Source organism: Leptolyngbya sp. 'hensonii', assembly GCF_001939115.1.
GTDB lineage: Bacteria > Cyanobacteriota > Cyanobacteriia.
Window position 1 is genome coordinate 39,660 of record NZ_MQTZ01000020.1, and the last position, 24,181, is coordinate 63,840.

Below are 24,181 nucleotides of genomic sequence, written 5' to 3' on the forward strand. Positions count from 1 at the left end.
GGTTGGATGGGGAGACCATTAAAACTCAACTTGCAGGTCACTCAGGACCCGTTCAATGGTGGCAGGGTCTCCCTTAGAGTAGTATCCCCCATTGAAATCAGCAATGGTTTTCAGGGCCTGGGGATCAAACTCGCCCTCTCCGCCATAACCAATGGTAAAAACAGCGATGCGGGGGGCATCCTCCGATTGAAATCCTGTTTTTTTCAGCTCCCTGCCGAGTTGATCCAGGGTGATTTGAGACCCCTGATCCTCTCCGTCCGTCAGGACGACGACTGCATTAATAGCGTCGGGGCGCAGATTTTGCTGTAACCAGTTACGGGCATAGAGGGAGGCATCATAGAGGCGTGTGCCTCCCTGGGCCTGCAGGCTACTCACAAAAGCTAACCCCTTTTCCCGCCCGCTCGGAGTGCCATCGATGAATACCGGTTCTCCAATATCAGAGCTAAACCGAACTAAAACGGTTTTCTCTTTGTCCCCCAGGTTTTCGATATAAGTTTTGAGGGTATTTTGCATGGCAATGATTTTGTTGCCTTGCATGGAACCAGAGGTATCGACGACTAGCACCACCTGAGAGGGTTTCTTGGTGACCTCCCGCCAGGATTTCAGCATGGCATTCACGACTTCGGGCTGGGGAGGGCGATAGGAGTCGTAGGTGGGTTGGGTACTGACGCCATAGTCTGCCGTGAACTTAGGACCGGGGGGAACGCCGGGTACTCCTGGGCGCAGGCCCAGGCTGGTGGCAATTTGCTGAGTTTCGGGAGATTGGAAAAAGGCAATGACTTTTTCTGCGGCTGCCTTCTCATCGGGATTAATCCAGGGAGCGGTGGCCACGATCGCCCGCATATTGGAGGAGAAAGTGGCTTTGGGGTAAACGGCCTCGTAGCGAGTCTGCCCCGGCTGCAGGCTAGAGTTAGCTGCAATCACCGAGGACTCGTACACCGACCCCATGGAGGCCCAGAAAGGACCATTTTTCACCATTGCTTTGGCTAAGGAATTGGTGGAGATGCCGTAGCGGGTCACCTTTTTCTGAATTTGTTGAATCTGGCTTTGATACGTTGCTACATCAGCAACTGTCAATTGATCTGGGCGCTTCCCGGAGATGGAGGCATACTGGGCCACCAAGGTTTGCAAACCAGAGTTCGATCGGGTGGGTGCTGTCTGTACGTAGTGTACGGTCAAAGGTGGACTGGATGACTCCATCTCCTTGTGGGTTTTGGCAGTGACCAGAGCCTTAAACGGATCAGGCAATTTGCGCAGGCCCGCAGCCACATCGGGTTGAGCCATAAACACCATGGGGCTGTTGGCCAGCAGGGGAGAGTCGGTTATTTCGGGGATATACCGCTGTCCTGGGAACAGTTGATTCATCTGATAAATCAACTGGCTCTGGTAAATTTCTCCATCCACTGAAACGAGGGTGGGAAAATCAGGTGAGTCAGCCGGTAAGGTTCCCGACTTAAACTGCTGAGCCAGGGTTATCACCGTTGTCACCACATCGCCACTGCCCCGCGCCTCACATTCAACGTAAAAAGATTTGCCATTCTCCAGTTTGGGTTGTTGCTGGTTATATTTTTGGGCGGCTTGATGGCAAAAATCTTCCAGGGCACTGCCGACCAGAATCTTGACCGGAAACCCTGTTTGGGTGGGTTGGGTTTGGGATTGATTAGCATTTTGCTCGTTGCAGCCAGCCAGTAAAACAACACTGAGGGCAACTGCCAGCCGAGTCGTTAACCTGCGAAACTTTGGGATCATGGAAGTCATTGGATTACAACGGGACTGTTTGTGGAGTCTGTATTCAGCGTTACATCCGTTAAATAACACTCCTAGCTTTCATGGTAATACAGCACCTCGATCGGATAGGACCCGAATTTTTCGTGAAGGATTGGGGCAGGTCATAGGGTTCAGTTGGGCGAGGGGAGTCGATCGGGCAACCTTGGGTTAGCAAAACCCAACGGCTAGTTCGGACAAGGCTTGCAAGAGTTTGGGCAGCCAAGCTCTTGATTGTAATGTTTTGAAGACGATTTGGGGTGGGGCTAAGGGGATTATTAGATCATAAGAAACATAACTGATTGAAGCAGGAGCACTTCCATGAGGTTCACCTCCACAATTGCTTTACCTCAAGGTGAGGATCTGTTCGCTGCGATCGTTCATCCCCTTCATACCGCTGCCCCTGCAGATGTCGTCCAGGACGTGATCGCCCAGATGCATGCTGGGAGGATGACCTGCGATCGGTCCCGCAACGTAGAGACTGAATCCCCTCTGCAGCAGGCCCAAGGGCAGCAGAGTTGTGTGTTGGTGCTGGAAGACAATCGCTTGGTGGGGATTTTGACTGAGCAGGATCTGGTTAGTCTTAGCGCTTCAGGGCAGAATCTGGCCCAGGGGACGATCTCTGAGGTCATGTCTGCCCCAGTGTTGACCCTCAATGTTTCAGACTGCACCGATCTGTTGGTGCCCATCACGCTATTTCAGCGCCACGCTATCCGCCACTTGCCCTTAGTGGATGATCAGGGGGCTGTGGTGGGATTGCTCACCCTCGATAGCCTGCAACCCCTGCTAGCCTCGATCGGATTATTGCGCTTGTCTACAATCTCAGAGGTAATGACCCAGACGGGAGCTTACGCCCCATCGACAGCTACCCTGGCTGAACTGGCCCAGTTCATGGCGACCCATCACGTCAGTGCTGTGGTGATTGTGGAAGAGGGGCCTCAGGGGTCGGGTATCAGCCGTCAGGAGTCCCATATCCCCCTGATCCCGATCGGGATAGTGACCGAGGGGGATATTGCCCAGTCCTTAGCCCTGGAGCTGGATTTCGCAGCAGTTCAGGCCCACATGATCATGAGTCCACCGACTGTAATGGTTGGGCCAGACCATTCCCTCTGGGACGTGCAGCAGTTGATGCAAGCCCAGCCAGTGAATCAGGTGGTGGTCACCGATGAAACCGGCGGGTTATTGGGCCTGGTTACCCAAGCCACAGTCTTGAGTGTTCTGCACCCAACTGCCCTTTACCGCAGGACGGAGCAGTTAATCCAAGAATTGCAGCAACAGAAAGACCTGCTGCGAGCCATCCTCGATACCACCCCCAACAAAGTTTTCATCAAAGACTCGGATGGGCGCTTTTTGCTGGTCAATCGGGCCGCTGCTGAAGCCTGTCACGCTACCGTGGAGAGCATGATCGGCAAGCGGGATGCAGAGTTTTTGTCTGATCCAGCCACCATTGCCCAATTCTTGCAAGAGAATCAGGCTGTGATTGCCAGTCAACAGCCCCTATTCATTCCGGCAGAAAAGCTATCCTTCGATGGCGAGGAACAATGGTTTCAGTGGCAAAAACACCCCATTACCCTGCCCGGTGACAACACCCCAGCGGTCCTGGGCATTGGGGTGAATATTACTGAACGGAAGCATGCCGAACAGGAGTTGCAATTGCTCAACCAGGAGTTGGAAGCGAGGGTGCTGGAACGCACTGCTGCCCTGCAAGCTAGCGAAGAACGGTGGCAGTTAATCCTGCGGGGCACCAACGATGGTATCTGGGATTGGGATCTGACAGCCAACAAAATTTTCTTTTCCAGTCGCTGGAAACAGATGCGCGGCTTTACTGACGATGAAATTGGCGACTCGCCAGATGAATGCTTAAGCCGGATTCACCCCGATGATTACGATCGGGTCATGGCTGCTGTGAACGAGCACTTCGCAGGACGCGCAGAGTTCTTTGAAGCTGAGTATCGCACCCAATGCAAAGATGGTTCCTATCTTTGGGTGCTGGATCGGGGTCAGGCTTTACGGGATGAATCGGGCCAAGCTGTTCGCATCAGTGGGTCTGAAACCGACATCACCCAGCGTAAACTGGCAGAAGATGCCCTCCGGGACAGTGAACGTCGCTATGCGACTTTGGCTGCAGCGGCTCCCGTCGCTATTTTCCGGTTTGATACCCCGTTCAACTGTGTCTATGTCAACGATCGCTGGAGTCAGATGACCGGCAGAACCGTAGAATCCGCCCTGGGGCAGGGTTGGATGGAAGCCTTGCATCCCGACGATCGGGATGATTTGCTGGCCCAATGGGCTGAAGGCTACAGCCGAGCCATATCCAGATCCCAAATTCTCAACTGCGCTGAGGGCAGGCATCGCCGCCCAGATGGCAGCATTAACTGGTACTGCGTTCAGGTGGTTCCGGAAATTGATGCGACAGGGGCTGTGCTTGGCTATATTGGGACGTTAACCGATATTACCGATCGCAAGCAGGCTGAAGCGGCCCTACAAGCCTCTGAGGCTGAGTTGCGTAGTTTATTTATGGCAATGGATGATGTGGTGGTGGTGCTGAATCGGGCGGGCACTTATCTGAAGATAGCCCCCAACAGCCCTGAGAAACTCTATCTGCCATCTGATAGGTTGCTGGGGAGAAATATTCAAGAGATTTTTTCGACGAAGCAAACGCATCAATTTCTATCTACCATCAGGCAAACCCTCGAAACTCAACAGACCCAGGAGTGCGAATATTCCCTTTTAATCCAAGAGACTGAATATTGGTTTAGTGCTAAGTGTTCTCCCCTGACGGATGAATCGGTTGTTTGGGTGGCCCGAGATATTAGCGATCGCAAGCGCATTGAAGCGCAACGTAGAGAGGTCGAGCTGGCCCTGCAGGACAGTCAACATTTTGTCCAACAAATTGCCGACGCATCCCCCAACATTCTTTACCTCTATGACTTGCAATTAGATCGCAATATCTATGTCAACCGGGAGATTGGGATCATTCTGGGCTACAACCCAGAAGAGGTTCAAGCCATGGGTTCAAATATGTTCCAAGCCTTAGTCCATCCGGATGATCTCAGTCGGTTGAGGGCATACTATGCCCAAATTTATGCCGCTCAGGATGGAGACATTCTGGAATTGGAATACCGCATGCACCATGCCAATGGGGAATGGCGCTGGCTCCACAGTCGAGATGCTGTATTTAGCCGAGATGCCAATGGCCAGGTCCGGCAAACCATTGGTACGGCTCAGGATATTACGGTGCGTAAACGCCTGGAACAGGAACAAAACCGTCTTCTGGCCATCCTGGAAGCCTCGACTGACTACATTAGCATTGCAGATCTGACGGGTCAGATTATCTGGAATAATACCGCCCTCAAGCAAATCTGTGGCCTGGAGAGTGATGCTGCTGTCAGGCAACGCCACATTCAGGATTACCATCCCACATGGGCGATAGAACTGATTCTACAACAGGGCTTGCCTCTGGCCCTCTCTAATGGCAGTTGGATTGGCGAAACGGCTTTGCTGGATGCCGCTGGACAGGAAATTCCGTTGTCTCAACTGATTCTGGCTCATAAATCACCGCAGGGAGAGGTAGAGTTTCTCTCCACCATTGCCCGGGATATGCGCGTCCGCAAAGAATATGAGCAGCGGCTGGAGCGAACGAATGCGGAATTGCTTCGGGCCACTCGCCTCAAAGACGAGTTTCTGGCCAATATGAGCCATGAACTTCGGACTCCCCTCAACGCGATTCTGGGTATGTCGGAGAGTTTGCTGGAGCAGGTCCTGGGTTCCCTGAACGATCGCCAGAAGAAAGCGATCGCCACGATCGAACACAGCGGTCAGCACCTGCTGGAATTGATTACCGACATTCTGGAAGTCTCAAAAATTGCTGCGGGCAAACTAGAGCTCGATCTTTCCACCGTATCAGTTAGCCATCTTTGTGCTTCCAGCCTGGTGTTTATTAAGCAACAGGCATTCAAGAAACAAATTCAACTCAACACGACTTTACCCAAAAACCTGGGGGATATCACCGTGGATGAACGCCGCCTGCGCCAGGTGTTGATTAATTTGTTGACTAATGCGGTTAAATTTACCCCTGCTGGCGGGCGGATTACGCTGGAAGCTCATCTCGAACCGATCGAAATTAACCTGGCAGATCGCGTCCCCACCAACCGGGCAGATGGGTTCCCGGAAGCCTGGGATGAACCCAGGGAAAACCATGGTCTGTTGCAAGATTATGATCTTTGTATTTCTGTGATCGATACCGGGATTGGCATCTCTGCTGCTGATCAAACCAAACTCTTTCAGCCCTTTGTCCAACTTGATAGCAGCCTCAATCGCCAGTATGAAGGTACTGGTCTGGGGCTGACCCTGGTGAAGCAAATCGTTGAACTCCACGGCGGCTCTGTCAGCCTCACCAGTACGTTGGGCCAGGGCAGTTGCTTTACGGTGCGTCTGCCCTACAATGGCCCTGGGATGGACATTCCCTCCCCCACCGCTCCTGACCCGATGGCAGAATCAGGGATGAAATCGGGTCAACCCCTCATTCTGTTAGCGGAAGACAACGAAACCAATATCAGCACCCTCTCCAACTACCTGGAGGCCAAAGGCTATCGCATGATCCTGGCCGGAAATGGGCAGGAGGCGATCGAACTGGCCCGCACCCATAGCCCTGATTTGATCTTGATGGATATCCAGATGCCCAAGGTCGATGGCCTGGAGGCGATTCAGAAAATCCGTCAAGATTCCCAACTTGCTGCCATTCCCATTATTGCCCTGACCGCACTAGCTATGACGGGGGATCGGGAGCGTTGCTTAGCAGTGGGGGCCAGTGATTATCTGGCCAAACCCGTTAAGCTCAAGCAGTTGGATGACCTCATTCAACTGCTTTTAAATCTTGGGGATGGGACTTCCTGAGCGGGTCAGGCTCCCCAGGGGAAAGGGAGAAAAGAATGGCGTAAGATGCAAGACTATTTGGCTGCAGTTACCCGAGCAATGTTTTCTTCCCATTTTCGAGGGGTGCTGGCCCGCCGAATGTTGCGCCAAATTTGCGTTGCTGCCAGGGTTCCATCTGCGACTGCGATCGACACCTGATTGATCCCTTGCTTGAGGTCTCCCAGGGCAAAAAGGCGAGGATGGCTGGTTTGCATCATGTTGTTCGTAATCAGATTTTCTCCGTCCCATTCCAGGCCCGCAATCCCTTTCAGGTAGCGGTTATGGTAAATAGAACCCATGTTGATCAGGCCAGTCGTGGCTTCCACGATCGTGCCATCGGTCAACTCAATGCCGCTCATATGATGGTTTTCTCCCAGAATCCGGGCGATCGGCGCTTCATAGAGGGGATAGCCATGATCGGCCAACTTCTGCTTCATTTCATCCCCAACCGTACAGAGGCCATGGGTTAAAACGGAGATGTAAGGAGTAAACCAGTTCAGGACAAAGGCTGCATTAATCTGGGATTCCGTCCCGGCGATTAGAACTGCTTTTTGATCCCACATGTCAAACCCATCACAAATCATGCAGACGTGGAGGGTGTAGCCCGCATAGTCATAGATGTTTTGCATGTTCTCGATCTGAGGCAAAATATCGATGATTCCGGAAGCGGCAATCAGGTACTTACTGTGAAAAACAGGATAAATACTGTTCTGTTTGCCGACCTTGACCCGAACAGCAAAATGGTCCCCTTCATCGACAACGTCTTCCACAAATCCGGGCAGGTAGTCTGCGCCCCACTGGATGGCCTGCTTAACCCCATGATTTAAAATATCCCGCCCGGGCGTATTCGGATCGATGCCCAGGTAGTTGCGCAGATCTTGCATCCACAGCGATCGGCCCCGCCCTTTCTCAATCACCAGGCACTTTAATCCGTAGCGGGCCAGGTAAATAGCGGCAGACAGACCACCCATCCCTCCCCCAACGATAATGGCATCGTAGAGGGTATCTAGGCGCTGATCCAAATTCTTGCTTGAGAGTTTCATGACTACCCCACCAGATTGATGCAAGGGATGAATTGAGATGGGCAAGGAAAGTAACCTGGTGGGTCTCTCCTTGCCCAAACTCGTTGTCAGGGGCTGAATGTCATTTCAGGTTAGGGCGAAGTGACATTAGCCAACAAAGGCAAGGCGAGGCTGAGAGACACCAGCGGACTCCGTGCCCTTGAGGTGAGCCAGCATGGTATCGGCATCGGAAACCTCGAACGGGTCGATCGGGCAGTTGTCACCGAAGTCAGGCTCAACGAAGACTTTCTCAATCTTGCCGTCGTTCACCAGCATAGAATAGCGCCAGGAGCGCATGCCGAAGCCCAGGTTGGACTTGTCAACCAGCATACCCATCTTGCGAGTGAATTCGCCATTACCATCGGGCAGCAAAGAGACATTTTTCGCCCCAACCTGCTTGCCCCACTGGAACATCACAAAAGCATCATTGACGGAGATGCAGATGATTTCATCTACGCCCAGAGCCTTGAACTCATCATACAGTTCTTCGTAGCGGGGCAGGTGATTGGAGGAACAGGTGGGGGTAAAGGCACCGGGCAGGGAGAACAGGACTACTTTCTTGCCACCAAAGATTTCCTCGGTGGTCTTGTCTTGCCAGCGGTAGGGATTGGGACCGGGGACGGACTCATCCCGGACGCGGGTCTTGAAGACAACACTGGGGACACGTTCGATAACAGCCATGCTTACCTCTTTAGATGATTTTGTGAAAACTTGATCGGCGTTGACTTCAACGGTGTTGCTGTAACTAAGAATAATTCTTATTTAAGATTGAGTCAATAGTGATATTTGCTTAGTTATATAAAAGGTTTAAGATTCGGTGATCTTCTCAGATCATGGTGCTACCCTAAAAATGTAGATCGATCTGAAACGATGGGAGTTGTCCCGACAGGTAGCCTGGGCGATCTCTGGAGTCAAGCGTTATGCAGAAACAATCCGACCAGATTATCCAGACCTTGAAAGCCAAGGGATTGCGAGTCACGCCGCAGCGCTTTGCTGTGTATGCGAATTTGTTGGCGCGGATGGATCACCCTACTGCAGAAGATATTTTGAGTGATCTGAACCAGAATGCCCCCACCTCATCCCAGGCCACGGTCTACAGCTCTCTGCAGGCGCTACGGGATGCGGGATTGGTGCGGGAGGTTTTGCTCGAAGAAGGGGTCTGCCGCTACGATGCCAATATCTCTCCCCATCACCACTTTCGCTGCAAGTCCTGTGGGCAAATTGAGGATGTGGCCTGGGAACAGTTTCAGGGTTTGTCGCTAAACCGTCTGCGGGCAGGACTGAAGGTAGAAGGGTATGAGGTGACAGTCTATGGTGTTTGTGATCATTGTCACAATCACCAGGGCATTGGATCGGGGGACTGAAATCGGCACCCCTGAGACAGTAAAATTTACCTTGTGTAGATAAAGACTTTCCGGCAGCCGGATGGGATCTCCTAAAATGAGATCGACCGGACTTGAACCAGGTGACTGTGATGTCTCCTAAATCTGCTTCAGTTCTGCCACTGATGCGTATCCTGCCTTTAGAGAATGGCGATCGGCTCACCCATCTTGAGTTTCAACGTCACTATCAGGCTTTGCCTCAGGTCAAAAAGGCGGAATTAATTGAAGGAATGGTTTACATGCCCTTGCCGTTACGCATCAAGGCACATGGAGAATCTCAGGTTCATATCATGCGCTGGTTAGGGGCCGACAAGGCTGCCACGCCAGGTGTTGGCGTGGCGGATAATCCAACGGTGCGTCTGGACCCGGATAACGAACCATAAGACCAATGTTCACCCACAGGATTTGAACGAGGTGCCCTTGTCAACGAATTTATCCATACCCTGCGTCCAGGAATAGTGCCTCAACGATGATTCAAATTAATCCTCTGGCCCATTCAGAAGAAAGGAGAGTGCAGAACTTACAACTTCACTCCACCCTGAGAGACTTGAAAGCAGTAGAGTTTCAAGTGGATGAAACCTGTATCGGAGAAGAGTTATTCCGCATTTTCCAACGGAATACAAGGCTGCCTGGTGCGATTTTCATCCGGCAGGGGGTCTTGACTGGGTTGATTTCCCGGGCCAGGTTTCTGGAAATCATCAGTCGTCCTTTTGGTCGGGAGCTATTCCTGAGTCGATCGCTGGGGGAACTGTACAACACGAACCCCTGCTTACGGGAGAATCTGATGGTCCTCCCTGCTGACTTACCCATCTTTGAGGCTGTCAAAATATGTTTGCAGCGTCCCTTCGACTCTCTTTACGAACCGATTGTGGTGGATATTGGTCAGCAAACCTATCAAATCCTGGCGTTGCAGGATCTGCTGGTAAACCAGACCCAAATCTATCAGGTTGCCATGCTGACGATCGAAGAACGCACGGCTGATCTGGCCCGGGCTAATGTAGAAATTAGTATGCTCAACGAGAAACTGGAGAGTGAAAATCTGCGGATGGGGGCAGAACTCAGCCTTCTGAAGCAAATGCAACAAATGATTTTGCCTAAAGCAGAGGAACTGGAAATTGAAGGGCTGGACATTGCTGGATTTATGGAACCTGCCGATGAAGTGGGTGGTGATTACTACGATGTCTTGCAAACGGATGGTGTGGTGACGATCGCCATGGGAGATGTGACTGGCCATGGGTTAGAAAGTGGCATTCTGATGCTGATGGCCCAAACAGCCGTCAGGACGCTGAAAGAAGTGCGTGAACGTGACCCAGTCCGATTCCTGGATACCCTCAACCGCACGATTTACAAAAATGTGCGCCGGATGGATTCAGACAAAAATCTAACCCTGGTGCTCTTGAATTACATCGATCGCAAAGTCAGTATCAGTGGACAACACGAAGAGACGATCGTGGTGAGAAACGGCGGCTACATCGAACGGATTGACACCATCGATCTGGGATTCCCCATTGGTCTGGATGACAATATTGCCAACTTCATCAACCATACAGTGGTAGAGTTATACCCCGGCGATAGCATTGTGCTCTATACCGATGGCATTACAGAAGCCAGCAACATCCACAAAAACCAATATGGCCTGCAACAATTATGCGATGTGGTTTCCCAAAACTGGCAGCGATCGGCCAACGAAATCAAGCAAGCTGTGATTGAGGATGTGCGGCGTCATATTGGTTCCCAGAAGATCTTTGACGATATTACCCTCCTGGTCCTAAAGCAACGGGGGGATGAGACTCCGGGGATGATGACGTTCGAAAACGGTTCGATCGTCCCTGCTTCTGCTCCGAAACCTGTTTAAGGAAAAGGCAATTTGAACCGGTATAACCTCCCATGCATCCAAGGTCAGACCTGATTGAACTTTTCTCAACTTTTTTAAGGTTTGATCAGGCTGGGAGCCATGTCTGGGGGACAGATCCCGTGTTGCGACGCAGTATGCAGATCTGCCTGGACCAATATGGGCCGTGTCCTGATCGGGCCGCCTCTACTTCGCCAGAAGACGCGGAGCAATTCTGGGTGCTTTATTGGCATCGGCGCTGGCAACACCAGTCTGAACGTTTAGCCATGGCCCATCTCTCGGCCTATTTACAGGAAACCTGCTACTGGTCTGCCTCCCGCATGACTCGGCAATTCGCCAGCCCGATTCATCATCTAGCGGATTACTTTCAAATGGCGATCACGGACCTGCCGAAGATTCTGGACCATTGTCAGCCTGAACACCTGGCTGGGTTGAAAGCCTATGCCTGGGTTGTATTTAGCAATCGGATTCGGGATACCTTGCGGCGGCAGCGGGAAATTGACCTGTGCAGTGACTGGGGACTGTTATTGAAACTGAGTCGTAAACGATTGCAGGAGGCTTTGGCGCAGAGAGGGCTGTCTGACTCGGAGATGCAGCGCTATCTCCTGGCCTGGCGGTGTTTTACGGACCTGTATATCCCTGCTACGCCTGGGTTAAACCGATTAGCCAGCCCCACTCCAGACTTGTGGGCGGCGATCGCCCGATGCTACAACCAGCGTCAGAAAACTCAATTACCGGGTTCTGAGGTGGACCGCAGTCCTCAGGACCTGGCAGCATGGCTGGCGGATTGTGCCCGTCATATCCGGGCCTACTTTTATCCAGTGGTCACCTCCCTGAGTCAATCCCGACCGGAAGAGATGACGACCGAATGGGAAGTGGTTCTGCCCGATGCCGTTACAGCATCGCCCTTAGACCTGGCGATCGTGCAGGAGGAATTGCGGGAGCGCCAAGAGCAATGGGGGCAAATCAGTCAGATCCTGCGAACGGCGATCGCCCAACTGGATGCAGCGAATCTGCAACTGGTTGAAATGTACTATGGGCAGTCCCTGACTCAGCAACAGATTGCTACAGCCCTGGGCATCCCGCAATATACTGTTTCCCGCAAATTAGCCAGGGTGCGGGAAGCTTTATTGTCAGCTTTGGCGCGATGGAGCCAGGAGACGCTGCATATTTTGCCAACTTCAACCGTTATCAAATCTATGAGCGTAATGCTTGAGGAATGGCTGCAGGTTTATTGCCAGCCACCAGACCGATGATGGCTCGAACAGGAGGATCTGAATCATGACAGTTCCAGGGGTGCCCCCCACCCAACTGGTTTTGGAAATTGCTTCTGGCTTGCAGCAGCAAGCCTGGTATCAGAGCCAGAAATGTCCTCAACCTCAGCATCGGTGGACGATTTACCTGAACCTGGTCTGTCTGCACACCCTGTTACCCTGGCTCCAGGCGGAACAGGTGGCCCAGACCTCGATCTGGCCGAATTGGGAATCCCTGATGCCTTTCTGGACGGTGGTCAACGGAACGGCGATCGCCTTCGGCTCAAAACGGCTCCTGCTGGTGCCCAGTCAGGGCCTTGATGCCCGTGAATTGTGTGTTCCCCAGGAATGGGTTGATCTGCCGACCTGGGCTGCCGATTACTATCTGGCAGTGCGGGTCAATCCCGATGAGCAGTGGGTGCATTGCTGGGGATACACCACCCATGCCCAGTTGAAGCAACAGGCCCAGTACGAGCCATGCGATCGCACCTATTGCCTGGATGCCCAGGCCATGATTCCCGATCTGAGTGTCCTGTGGGTGGTGCAGCAACTCTATCCGGATGAACCCACGCGGGCACTCATTCCGCCCCTGCCAGTGTTACCGGAATTGCAGGCTGCTGAGCTGTTGCAGCGCTTGGCCAGTCCCGCGATCGAGGCCCCGCGACTGGAAGTCCCATTTCAAGTCTGGGGTGCGTTGCTGGAACAGGTGAACTGGCAACAACAACTCTATGAAAACCGTTATGGAGCTGGATCTATGAATGTTCTGGAAGCTGTGAAGTTGCCCGAAGTTGTGGAGTTGCCCCCTGTGAACTTGCGCCAGTGGTTCGAGGATGTTGCCGATAGTATTTGGCAGTCCCTCGATACCTTGTTTGAATCCCAGCCCGCCTTCAATTTTCGGCGCTCTGATGGGGCCAATCGGGGGCGCGGCATTCGTCTACCCCGCCCCTTCAGTGAGGAACCCATTGCCCTGATCGTCAATCTCGATCTGGAACCGGATCATCGCATCAAGGTAAAAAGCCAGCTTTACGCTTTGGGACCATCCCGGACCTTGCCTACCGGGTTGCGCCTGGAAATGGTTTCAGAATCGGGTCAGGTTCTGGAGACGGTGATTGCTCGGGACCAGGACAACTGCATTCAGCTTCCCCGGTTCAAGTGTCCCCCGGGTCGATTGTTCAGAATTAGAACCAGCCTGCAATATCTGGTTTTTTCGACAACGTTCATTAGTTAAGGAACGAGAATTAAATAAAGTGTCAAACTCCTGATTGCCCTCACCCCCCTGCCCCCTCTCCCAAATTTGGGAGAGGGGGAGGGGTTGGGGGTTGGAGATGAGGGCTGAAGAAATCCAGGTTATTTAATTCCCGTTCCTAAGGATCGAAAATTAAATAAAGTTGGGGTTTGGGGACTTTGGCTGGCAAAACGTTTTTCGAATGCCTTCAAGCAGGGGCAACGCCCCTGCACCCCAATGGTGCATCTTGTTGAGTTCGTCATCCTCAGTGGCGTTGTTATGAGTCAATCAGTTGTCTTGAATTTAGGTCGTGGTAATTGTCAGCAAGGGTTTGCAACGGTTGTTGCCCAGTTTTGGCAACCCGATCGGGCTACCCCAGTGCAATTTACTGGCAGTCTTCCCCCTGCCAGGGACCTGATTGAGTTATATCACCAGTGGCAACGACTTTACGAGAGCATGTACGCCAGTTTGGGCTGGCGTTGCCGCCAAACTCCGATCGGGGGCGATACCCTTGACTTTGAATTTGAACGGTCTGACATCACCCATATTTCCCGGGCTGAATTCGATCGCCTGTCCCAGATGTTGCAGCAGCGAATGAATCACTGGCTCAACACAGACGCCTTCCGCAATATTGAGCGCAAGTTGCGGACCCAACTCTCCCTATCGGAAGAATTTCGCTTCATCATTACGGCTGAAGATAGTCAGGTGTTACGTCTGCCCTGGTTCCTCTGGCAATTTTTTGAAGACTATCCCCAGGTGGAGATTGCCCTCAGTCCGCCGGATTATGCCCATTCCCGCAAAGTTCCCCGACCTGTGACCCGGCGGAAGGTAAAAATTTTGGCGATTTTGGGGGATCAACAGGGAATTGATCTGTCCGAGGACCAGCGATTTTTAGAACAATTGCCTGATACTGAGTTGAAGCTTTTGGTGGAGCCGAAACCGGTGGTGCTGAATCAACATCTCTGGGAGGCTGGCTGGGATATTCTCTTTTTTGCTGGGCATAGTTCCAGTCAGGAAAAGGGGCAGATTCAGCTCAATCCTGAGGATGCCTTGACGATCGGCCAGTTAAAATATGGGCTAAAAAAGGCGATCGCCCATGGCCTAAAGCTGGCAATTTTCAACTCCTGTGATGGGCTGGAACTGGCCCGCGACCTGGCTGATCTCCATATTCCCCAGGTCATCATCATGCGGGAGCCTGTGCCCGATCGGGTGGCCCAGGAGTTCCTCAAACAGTTTCTGATGGCCTTTGCTGGAGGTCAATCCCTCTATTTGGCGGTGCGGGAGGCCAGGGAAAAATTACAGATTCTGGAATCCGAATTTCCCGGTGCCAGTTGGCTCCCCGTAATTTGTCAGAACCCCTCGGAAGTGCCTACCCACTGGAACGATTGGCGGGGTGTTTCCTCCGCCCCCCGGCAAGTCTTTTCTCGCCGTCAACCGTATCAAAGGTTGCTGATCCGGAGTTTGCTAGTCACCGGGGTCATTGCCTGTGTGCGGGGGCTGGGTGCCTTGCAGGGACTGGAACTGGCAGCCTACGACCAGTTCATCCGCTGGCGACCCGCCGAACCTGCAGATTCCAGGATCGTGGTGGTCACGATCGATCGGGCCGATGTCCTGGCCCAGGGGAATGAGCCGCGCCAGGGATCCCTGTCCGATCGCACCCTCAGTCGGCTGCTGGATACCCTGAAGCGCTCTCGGGCCAGTCTGATTGGGTTAGATCTCTATCGAGATTTCCCCGTTAGTTCCGCTGCCCCTGAACTGGCTCAAGAGCTGCGTCAGAACGATCGACTGATTGCCATCTGCAAACGTCCAGACAGTGAAAGCAATGCCAGTAGCATTGCCCCACCGCCCGAAATCCGACCCACCCAGGTTGGATTCAGTGATTTTGTCGAAGACTCGGATGGGGTTGTGCGGCGTCATCTGCTGGCGATGTCTACCAAAACAGCCTCCTCTTGCACACCGACCTATGCTTTCAGCACCGAACTGGCCCTGCGGTATTTGCGCGATCGGGGGGTGAAAAGCCAGATCACTCCCCAGGGGAACCTGCAATTGGGCCAGACCATCGTCCCCAAATTGACCCGCCGCACGGGGGGCTACCAGCCGGTCGATGCCAGGGGAACGCAATTGCTGCTCAACTATCGGGCCAATCCGTCCCACAGTGTCACCCAAGTCTCTGTCCGTCAGGTGCTGAACCGTCAAATTGACCCCACAGCCTTCGAGGATAAGATTGTCCTGATCGGCACTATCTTCCCGGATAACGGCGACTACTGGCCCACGCCCTATGGCAAAAACTTTGCCCGCCAGGTTCCGGGCGTTTTGCTCCAGGCCACCCTGGTCAGCCAGTTGATCAGTGCTTCTTTAGATCAGCGACCCCTGCTCTGGGTCTGGCATCCCCTGGTGGAGTGGTTCTGGATCTGGGGATGGGCCTTGGCCGGTGCGGGTCTGGTCTGGTCTGTGGCCTCACCGTTGCACCGCATCCTGGCCTGCAGTGCTGCTGGATTGGTCTTGACGGGCAGTTGCCTGTTCATTCTGATCAAAGGGGGCTGGGTGCCTGTTGTCCCGCCGCTCCTGTCCCTGGGCTTGACCGCCAGTTATGTTGCCTATTTACTGCCGTTACGGTTACGGGATCAGCCATGAATCATTGTTTCAAGTAGGAGCCTGGTTTTATGAGTCACTTACACGGTTTTAAACAGATTGTCGTGGTTCCGCTGTGCCTGGGGTTGATCAGTTTGGCGATCGTTCCAGGGCCTGGAGCGACGAAACAGCCCCTACAAAATGCCTCCGGGCCAGCCACATCCGATCTGCGGTTCATTCCACCTGTCTTGAGCAATACCGCTGAGGAACCGGGAGGCCGCTCTCGTGGGGGTGGGAGTCGGGGCGACTGTGCCCGCTACATTAATCTCACAGCCCTGGCTCCCAGCATCACCCTCGATCAGAAGGAGATTGTTTTGGGCCTGACAACAACTGCCCGCCCAACCTTCTGGTTTTATGTGCCCAGTGAACTCACCCGTGAGGCATTTGTAGAATTTGTTCTGCAAGATCGGAATGACAATCTGATTTACGAAACCAAGTTCAAAGCCGCTAAAACCCCCTCTGGCATCATCAGTGTGAGATTGCCCGATACGGCAGCAACCCTGGAACCCAATCGGTCCTATCAGTGGACCCTCTCCATTTACTGTAATCCGGCCAAACCCTCGGAATCTTCGTTTGTGCAGGGGTTGATCCGACGGGTGGCCCTGAAACCGGAACTGCAGGGTCAAATTGACAAGACTTCGAATCCCCTAGAACGGGCCAAACGCTATGCCCAGGCGGGAATCTGGTATGATGCCCTCACCATCCTGGGAAATTCCCTCCAACGGCAGGGGAATCAGGACCCGAAGTTGGCGGCGGCCTGGGCTAATTTGCTGCAACAGGCTGGTTTAGCGGATATTGCCAGAGTTCCTTTAGTTCCCTGCTGTCGCCCCCAAGGGGATCAACGGTCTGGTCTGTAAATAACTCGCATGATCTAGTCCTTCCCGCAGGACCTGGTGTGTATTCAGAGGAGGCCATCAGTATGGTGAGAATGTTACAGGTCCATCTCTCCAGAAGCCTTGTTGTGAGGGGGAGCGGACTGATAGGTGTCGGACTCTTAGCACTACAACTCCCCTGCCCAGGGCAGGCCCAAATTGTGCCCGATTCTACCCTGGGTCCAGGGCAATCCAGCCTGACCCCAAATGTGATCCTTAAAGGGCAACCTGCCCTGCGCATTGATGGGGGCACCCTACGGGGGAGCAATCTCTTCCACAGCTTCTCGCAGTTTAATGTGGGCGATCTGGAGCGTGTCTATTTTGCCAACCCGGCAGACATTCAGGCGATCGTCACCCGTGTGACCGGTGGCAACCCTTCCAATATTCTGGGCACCCTGGGGGTGGCTGGGCCAGCCAGCCTGTTTCTGATCAACCCGAATGGAATTTACTTTGGCCCCAATGCTCGCCTGGATATCACGGGCTCTTTTGTGGCCACGACTGCCGATCGACTGAAGTTTGCGGATGGGAGCGAATTCAGTGCCACCCATCCCCAGGCTCCGCCCCTGCTCACCGTCAGCATCATACCCGGTATGCAGTTTGGGTCCAGTGCGCCGATGGCCACGATTTTCAACCAGGGGCAACTCAGGACGGGCCAGGATCTGGTGCTCGTGGCAGGGACCCTACGGAGCCAGGGACAACTGCAGGCCGGTCGAGATCTGATCCTGAGATCGTCCGATCTGCTCCAAGTCCAGAATGCTTCCCTCACGGTGACCAGCAATGGCCCTACCCTGGGGACCATCACTATCGAGTCTCCGGCTAATGTCTTGCTGGATAACACCCAGATCACCACCAACAGTACCAACCATCCCCAGGGGGGCGGTGATATTGTGCTGACGGCAGCGAATCTGTTAGCCCTGAATGGGTCTAACCTGTTCACCACCACCAGCGGTGCGGGTCGATCCGGGGATGTCAGAATCACCACGTCCCAGACAACCACCTTTAATAGCAGCCGGATGACGACAGAAACCCGCAGTAGTGGTGCAGGGGGATTGGTGATAGTCAATACCCAACGGCTAACCCTGCAGAATTCCAGCGTCTGGCGAGCCATTACCTTTGGTTCTGGACCAGGGGGAACCTTGACGATCGACGCAGCGGATTCAGTCAACCTGAGTCAAAGCTTGCTGGCCGTAGAAACCCGCGCTGGTTCTGGGCAGGGTGGCGATCTGGCAGTTACCACCCCGATGCTGAATGTTGATGGTAGTAGAGTGACAACAACAGTTCTACCCGATGCCTTGGGTCGGGGTGGTGATATTTTGGTGCAGGCTAATGTGATTAATATTTCAGGGAACTTTAACCTGCCCCCTGGTCCACCGTCAGGGCTCTTTGCCGGAACGGTCGGTGGACCTGCTCCGGCAGGGAATATTGTGATTCAACCCCTGGCGGGCTATCCAACCCTCACGGTTAATTTTCTGGACAGTAATGACAGCATTTCTGTCGCGGGTGGCCAGGGTCAGGGTGGCAATGTCATCCTGACTGCCCCTGAAGCCGTTACGATCCAGGGAGCTGGGAGGATTAACGTTTCTACGGGGGGTCCAGCCCCAGCCGGACGATTGTTGATTAGCAGTGGGGTTGTGATCCTTGATGGGGTCTTTTTGGAAGCGAATAGCTCTGGCTCTGGCTCTGGGGGCGATATCCTGATCACAGGAAAGTCCTTGCTCCTCTCGAATGGGGGAAGAGTTTTTACGGTGGCCAGAAACAGTGGCCCTGCTGGCAATATTGAGCTGCGGCTATCGGATCAGGTTATCCTCTCTGGGACAGGGACGGGGTTGTTTGCTGGAACGACCCCTAATTCCAGGGGCAACAGCGGTAATGTCATCATCGACCCGCAAACGGTTTTGATTCAGGATGGGGCAGGGATTGCCGTGAATAGTTTGGGCCGTGGTATTGGGGGGAATGTGGCAATTCAGGCTGGGAATTTGACCCTCGATCGCAATGCCTTTATTTCAGCCGAAACAGCTAACAGCAATGGCGGGAATATCAATCTCCAGATCAATAATGTTTTGCTCTTGCGCCGCAATAGCACCATCTCTGCTACCGCTGGCGGGACGGGGGATGGGGGCAATGTGCAGATCACAGCTACTTTTGTGGTGGCCAATCCGTTTGAGAATAGTGATATCACCGCCAATGCGTTGTTTGGCAAGGGGGGCAACCTGCGGATTACCAGTCAGGCTGTACTCGGTCTGAAATTTGGCAATCAACTGACGCCGTTTAGTGATATCACGGCCAGTTCTGAATTTGGGGCTGATGGCCAGGTGGATCTGAATACCCCCAATACCGATCCCCAGCGGGGGCTGGTAAACCTGCCGGTAGATCTGCTAGATGCGACCCAGCAGATTGCGCAGGGTTGTGGTTCCCCTGGTTCTCAGCAGTCGGGTCGGTTTGTCAATGCCGGACGGGGTGGCCTCCCGCCAAGCCCGGCGGATCCCCTCAGTCGGGACCTGTTCTGGCAGGACCTACAACTCTATGGGTTGGGGGATGACCCCTGGCTATCCGGACCCCCACAACCCGGAGGGAATGGGTCTCCCAGGATTGCAAGGATTGCCTGCTCCAGATCCTTGGCCCGTCCCTCCAATCAGGAGGGGGCACCATGAGGCCCCGATCGCCCCAGCCTTATTTCCTCAGGCGGTTGAGTCTCTTTCTGCTGACCTGGTGCTGTGTCCTCTTGCTAGGTCTGCCCCATCCCCTGCTGGCCCATCCCCCTGTGGCTCCGGAGGCCCGGAATCCGACCGGGGCGGCGCTCTCTCGCCCGCCTCTAGGACTCCCCCTGGCGGACCTGCAGGTGGCTGTCCCGATGGAATTAGCTCAGGCCAATGACTCCCAGGCAACGACCCAGGTGCAAGAGGGGATGGCCCTCTACCAGGCGGGTCGTTACCAGGATGCGATCGCCCTCTGGCAACAGGCGGTTGATCGATATCAGGGGCAGGGCGATCGACTGGGACAGGCCATGGTGCTGAATCAGATGGCCCAGGCTTACCAGGCTTTACGGCAATGGGAACCTGCTCAGGCAGTTATTTCCAGGAGCTTTGCCCTGCTGGAACCTGCTACCGAAACGTCCCGATCGGGCCTGCTGCTGGCCCAGCTCTGGAACATTCAGGGACTCTCCCAATTGAATCAGGGCCAGTCTGAACAGGCGATACGGTCCTGGCAACGGGCGGCTGATCTTTATACCCGTGCAGGTCAGAAAACGGGTCGCCTCGGCAGTTTGATTAACCTGGCCCAGGCACAACAATCTCTGGGCTTCTATCGGCAGGCTCAGGCCATCTTGCTGCAGGTGTATCAAACGTTGATTCAGGAGCCTGACTCCCGCTTGAAGGCAATGGGCTTGCTCCATCTGGGGAACATCCTGCGGTTGACGGGGGGAGTGAACCTGGCTCAGGTGAATACTCCTTTAAGTTCACAACAGGTTTTGGAGGATGCTCTTGGTATAGCTCAGCGCCTACAGGAGCCTGATTTAGTTGCAACCATGCTGCTCAGTCTGGGAAATACGGCCTGGGCCGATCGCCAACTGGATCGGGCGATCGCCTGCTATCAGCAGGCTCAGAAAATGGGCAGCGATGCCCTCACCCATCTGCAGGCTGGCCTGAATCAGTTGGCCCTCACCCTCGATCGGCAGCAATGGACGATCGCCCCCTCCCTGGTGCCGCCCCTGCGGGAACAGGTGCAGCGGCTACCGATCAGTCATGCCAGTCTCTACGCCCGTCTGCATCTGTCTCAGAGCTTAATTAAACTCCTGCAGGTTCGGTCGATCGACGCCCAGGAAATTTTGCCAGAGTTAGAAGCTGCCCTTGCTGCTGCCAGGAGCCTGAGAGATCCACGGGCGGAATCCTATGCCCTGGGTTATCAGGGGAAGGTGTATGAACAGGTTGATGCCTGGACCAGAGCCCAGACCTCTACTGAACAGGCCCTACTGGTGGCGCAAAATATGACTGCGCCTGACATTACTTACCAGTGGGAATGGCAACTGGGGAGAATTCTGCGGCGGCAACATCAACCCCAACTGGCACGGGTTGCATTTGCCCAGGCTTATGAAAACCTGAAGTCCCTGCGACAGGACCTGATCGCAGTCAATCCTGAAATCCAGTTCAACTTTCGAGAGCAGGTTGAACCCGTTTATCGGGATTATATTGACTTACTGGTACCGTCGGGTCAATTTTCCACCCGCAGAACGGCTGAAGTCCCCCATGGGAATGCGGCGAATTTGATTGAAGCCCGTCAGGTGCTGGAATCGTTCCGCTTGGCTGAGCTGACCAACTTTCTGGGGAGCAATTGTCTGCAACCCGTGGCCATTGACCAGATTGCCCAGGTGCATGATGCTGCCATCCTCTATCCCATCATGCTGCCCGATCGGCTGGCAGTGATTGTGAGTCTTCCTAATGAACTGTTGTCCTATACCGTTGATGTGACTCAGGATCAGGTGACGGAGGTCGTGGACCGCTTGAGACGAGAGTGGGAAAAGCCCTATACCTCGCCTCAGGGAAAACAGTTGTCTCAACAACTGGAGCGCTGGCTGATTCAACCGATCGACCAGCACCTGAGTCAGGCCCAGATCAAAACCCTGGTCTTTGTGCTGGATGGAAACCTGCGGAATGTGCCGATGGCGGCCCTCTACAATGGTCGGCAGTATTTAATTGAGCGCTATGCGGTCGCCCTGGCTCCCGGATTAACCTTACTCGCCCCGTCTCCGCTGAAGGAAAAACAGTTCAATGCCCTGCTGGTCGGCTTAACCCAGGCTCGACAGGGATTTCCGGAACTGGTCAATGTGGCCCCAGAAATTCAAACCATCCAATCTCTCATGCCCAGTCAGGTGCTGCTGAATGAAACCTTTACGAAGAAAAACTTACAGACCCTGGTGCAGGCTGCTCCCTTTTCGATCGTGCATCTGGCCACCCACGGCCAGTTTGGTTCAACTGTGGACCAAACCTTCATTCTGACCTGGGATGGTCGGTTGAACGTAAATGAGTTACGCAATTTGTTGCAAACCAAAAACCAAGCGATCGATCTGCTGGTCTTGAGTGCCTGCGAAACTGCTGCTGGAGATGAGCGAGCTGCGCTGGGTCTGGCGGGCGTTGCAGTTCAGTCCGGTACCCGCAGAACCCTGGCTTCCCTTTGGAGCGTGGATGATCAGTCGGGGGCGGTTTTTATTCGCTACTTCTATGAGGCTCTGGTGAAGGGGACGGGTAGCAGTGCTGATGCCTTACGTCAGGCCCAGCGTCTTCTCTTGAAAAACCCTAGCTATCGTCATCCCCGTTACTGGGCCCCCTATGTGTTATTGGGGAGCTGGTTGTAGGTCAGCCTGAAGTGACCCATCATTGCTCCAGAAAGTGCTGGCATAGCGATTTCGTCCCTGCTGTTTGGCGGTATAGAGCGCCCGATCGGCGCAACTGATCAGCGTCTCAGCGGAACTGCCCAGGGTCGGTATGATGCAACTGATGCCCAGACTGACCGTGAGATACGGGCTGATGTCAGATTGCGAGTGGGGGATGGCCAGGGATTGGATAGCCTGTCGAATGTTCTCCGCCACTGCGATCGCCCCTGTTGGATCAGTGCAGGGAAGAATGACCGCAAATTCTTCTCCCCCGTAGCGGGCCACCAGATCTGCGGGACGATTGACCACCTGTGCAGTGGTCTGGGCCACTTGCCGCAGACAGGTATCTCCGGCTTGGTGGCCATAGCAATCGTTGTAGCGTTTGAAATAGTCCACATCAAACAAAATCAAGGCCAGGGGCTGTTCCTCCCGGATTAAGCGTTGCCATTCCCACTGCACCCGTTCATCAAAGCAGCGGCGGTTTGCCACTTGAGTCAGCCCATCCACATGCACAAGTCGTTGTAATTCCTGATTGGCCACATGCAATGCCTGCTCTACCTGCTTCCGTTCCTGGATCTCAGTTTGCAACCGGGTATTGGCCTCAGCCAGTTGGAGGGTGCGCTGACTGACTTCCAACTCCAGTTCATGGGAATAATCTGACAAAATCCGCTCAGCCCGTTTTCGCTCGGTAATATCCTGAAACGTCACCAGTGCGTAGATCACGGTGCCCATTTCGTCAAAAACGGGTGTTCCCCTCACTTCCAGAAGGATGGAGTTCGCACCACGGCGAATTTCCAAATCTTCCACAATCACGCATTCTCCCTGTAAGGCTCTAGCCACAGGAAGTTCGGAACTGGGATAGAGGGTCTCTGTCCCAATTTGATAAATCTGGTAGGTTGAAGAGAACTGCTCCACGGTCACGTTTGGATGGGTTCCCTGGAAAAGCAGATATTGAGCCATCTGATTGAAATAGAAAATGGAGCCATCCGGCTTATGCACGGAAACTCCCACAGGTAGAGCTTCGAGGAATTGAGAGAGTTGCTTTTCATGGGCCACAATTAAGCGATGGGCTTCCTGTTTTAACTGCTGGTTTTGCAGGTGCGTATGAATACAGGCCAGTAACTCATCTTTAATGATGGGTTTGCTCAAATAATCATTGGCTCCCTGTTCCAGAGCAACTCTGATGTCTTCAAATTGATTATGGGAGCTGATCAAAATCACGGGCAATCGATCGGCACTAAACTGTTTTCGAATGATTGACAACACGTCATCATCCACAGCTCCCGGCATATCCACATTCAGTAAAATGAGGTCCGGCAAAAATCCTCGCTCCAGCATGGCCAGTGCCTCTTTCCCATCCAGGGCAGAGGAGAGGGTATAGTTATGAAACTTGAGGAATTGCTTTAAAACTTGAATGGTGACCGTATCATCATCCACCATCAAAATATGGGGAGTCTGGTCTTGAACAGATTCAGGTTGAGGGGGGATCTCCAGGGGGGGCACTGGGGATTCTGCCACCAGAGCATCCGGGCTAATCACAATCGTTTTTAATTCCCCGGTATCCGTCACTTCCCAGTGATAGGCGATAAACCCATCAGGCTCCGATGGATCTGGCAGAACCTCTTGCGTGGAGGGATGGAGCGGATGGTCTGTAAAGATATTCAGGGATTCCGGAGCTTTGGGTTGGGCTTGAGACTGATGCAAGCATCGGCTAATCAAGAGGCTGCTGAAAGCAAACAATATCCCACTGGTGAGCGCCAGGGTGAGATCGTTGGTGCCGAAGTCACCAAGCCATCTCATTGGTTCGATCGTCCATGTCATCCCAGCCCAGTCCATTCCAACCCACGCGAAGTTTCAGATAG

Annotated in this window: 14 protein-coding genes; 10 read left to right on the top strand and 4 right to left on the bottom strand. The window is 53.7% G+C overall.

Annotated features, from left to right (window positions below; translation table 11 throughout):
• Nucleotides 1-18: 18 nt before the first annotated feature.
• A complete protein-coding gene (locus BST81_RS08120; protein ID WP_075598127.1) occupies nt 19-1,749 on the bottom strand; it encodes a VWA domain-containing protein in 1,731 nt (576 codons plus the stop codon).
• A gap of 336 nt (nt 1,750-2,085) precedes the next feature.
• On the opposite strand from BST81_RS08120, the gene BST81_RS08125 reads away from it, so the two are divergent.
• Nucleotides 2,086-6,660, top strand: coding sequence for a PAS domain S-box protein (locus BST81_RS08125; protein WP_075598048.1), 4,575 nt, complete (start codon nt 2,086-2,088; stop codon nt 6,658-6,660).
• Between the two features lie 53 nt (nt 6,661-6,713).
• On the opposite strand, the gene BST81_RS08130 is transcribed toward BST81_RS08125, so the two are convergent.
• Nucleotides 6,714-7,721: an NAD(P)/FAD-dependent oxidoreductase gene (locus BST81_RS08130; RefSeq protein WP_075598049.1), complete on the bottom strand. Its 1,008-nt coding sequence runs from the start codon at nt 7,719-7,721 to the stop codon at nt 6,714-6,716.
• Nucleotides 7,722-7,847: 126 nt separating this feature from the next.
• Nucleotides 7,848-8,420 carry a peroxiredoxin gene (locus tag BST81_RS08135; protein ID WP_075598050.1) on the bottom strand — a complete coding sequence of 191 codons (573 nt, stop codon included), beginning with the start codon at nt 8,418-8,420 and terminating at the stop codon, nt 7,848-7,850.
• 239 nt (nt 8,421-8,659) lie between these two features.
• Here BST81_RS08135 and BST81_RS08140 point away from each other — a divergent pair, with 239 nt between their 5' ends.
• From BST81_RS08140 to BST81_RS08180, 9 genes are all read left to right on the top strand, one after another.
• Nucleotides 8,660-9,103 (top strand): Fur family transcriptional regulator, encoded by a 444-nt coding sequence (locus BST81_RS08140; RefSeq protein WP_075598051.1) that lies wholly within the window; start codon nt 8,660-8,662, stop codon nt 9,101-9,103.
• A 110-nt stretch (nt 9,104-9,213) separates the two neighbouring features.
• On the top strand, nt 9,214-9,504 hold the full coding sequence (locus BST81_RS08145) for a hypothetical protein (protein WP_075598052.1): 291 nt from the start codon (nt 9,214-9,216) through the stop codon (nt 9,502-9,504).
• Nucleotides 9,505-9,590: 86 nt separating this feature from the next.
• Entirely contained in the window at nt 9,591-10,976 is a 1,386-nt protein-coding gene (locus tag BST81_RS26945; protein WP_083636732.1) for a SpoIIE family protein phosphatase, read from the top strand.
• Nucleotides 10,977-11,008: 32 nt separating this feature from the next.
• Nucleotides 11,009-12,229, top strand: coding sequence for a sigma-70 family RNA polymerase sigma factor (locus BST81_RS08155; RefSeq protein ID WP_075598053.1), 1,221 nt, complete (start codon nt 11,009-11,011; stop codon nt 12,227-12,229).
• Between the two features lie 25 nt (nt 12,230-12,254).
• Complete coding sequence (locus BST81_RS08160; RefSeq protein WP_075598054.1) at nt 12,255-13,454, top strand: DUF1822 family protein; 1,200 nt, start codon at nt 12,255-12,257, stop codon at nt 13,452-13,454.
• Nucleotides 13,455-13,688: 234 nt separating this feature from the next.
• On the top strand, nt 13,689-16,085 hold the full coding sequence (locus BST81_RS08165) for a CHASE2 domain-containing protein (RefSeq protein ID WP_253188158.1): 2,397 nt from the start codon (nt 13,689-13,691) through the stop codon (nt 16,083-16,085).
• 29 nt (nt 16,086-16,114) lie between these two features.
• Nucleotides 16,115-16,939, top strand: a complete 825-nt coding sequence (locus tag BST81_RS08170) for a DUF928 domain-containing protein (RefSeq protein ID WP_075598055.1) — start codon at nt 16,115-16,117, stop codon at nt 16,937-16,939.
• 176 nt (nt 16,940-17,115) lie between these two features.
• A complete protein-coding gene (locus tag BST81_RS08175) occupies nt 17,116-19,605 on the top strand; it encodes a filamentous hemagglutinin N-terminal domain-containing protein (RefSeq protein ID WP_075598056.1) in 2,490 nt (829 codons plus the stop codon).
• On the top strand, nt 19,602-22,301 hold the full coding sequence (locus BST81_RS08180; RefSeq protein WP_075598057.1) for a CHAT domain-containing protein: 2,700 nt from the start codon (nt 19,602-19,604) through the stop codon (nt 22,299-22,301). The genes BST81_RS08175 and BST81_RS08180 overlap by 4 nt, the downstream gene beginning before the upstream one ends.
• On the opposite strand, the gene BST81_RS08185 is transcribed toward BST81_RS08180, so the two are convergent.
• On the bottom strand, nt 22,281-24,119 hold the full coding sequence (locus BST81_RS08185) for a diguanylate cyclase (protein WP_171974697.1): 1,839 nt from the start codon (nt 24,117-24,119) through the stop codon (nt 22,281-22,283). The genes BST81_RS08180 and BST81_RS08185 overlap by 21 nt on opposite strands.
• Between the last annotated feature and the right edge of the window lie 62 nt (nt 24,120-24,181).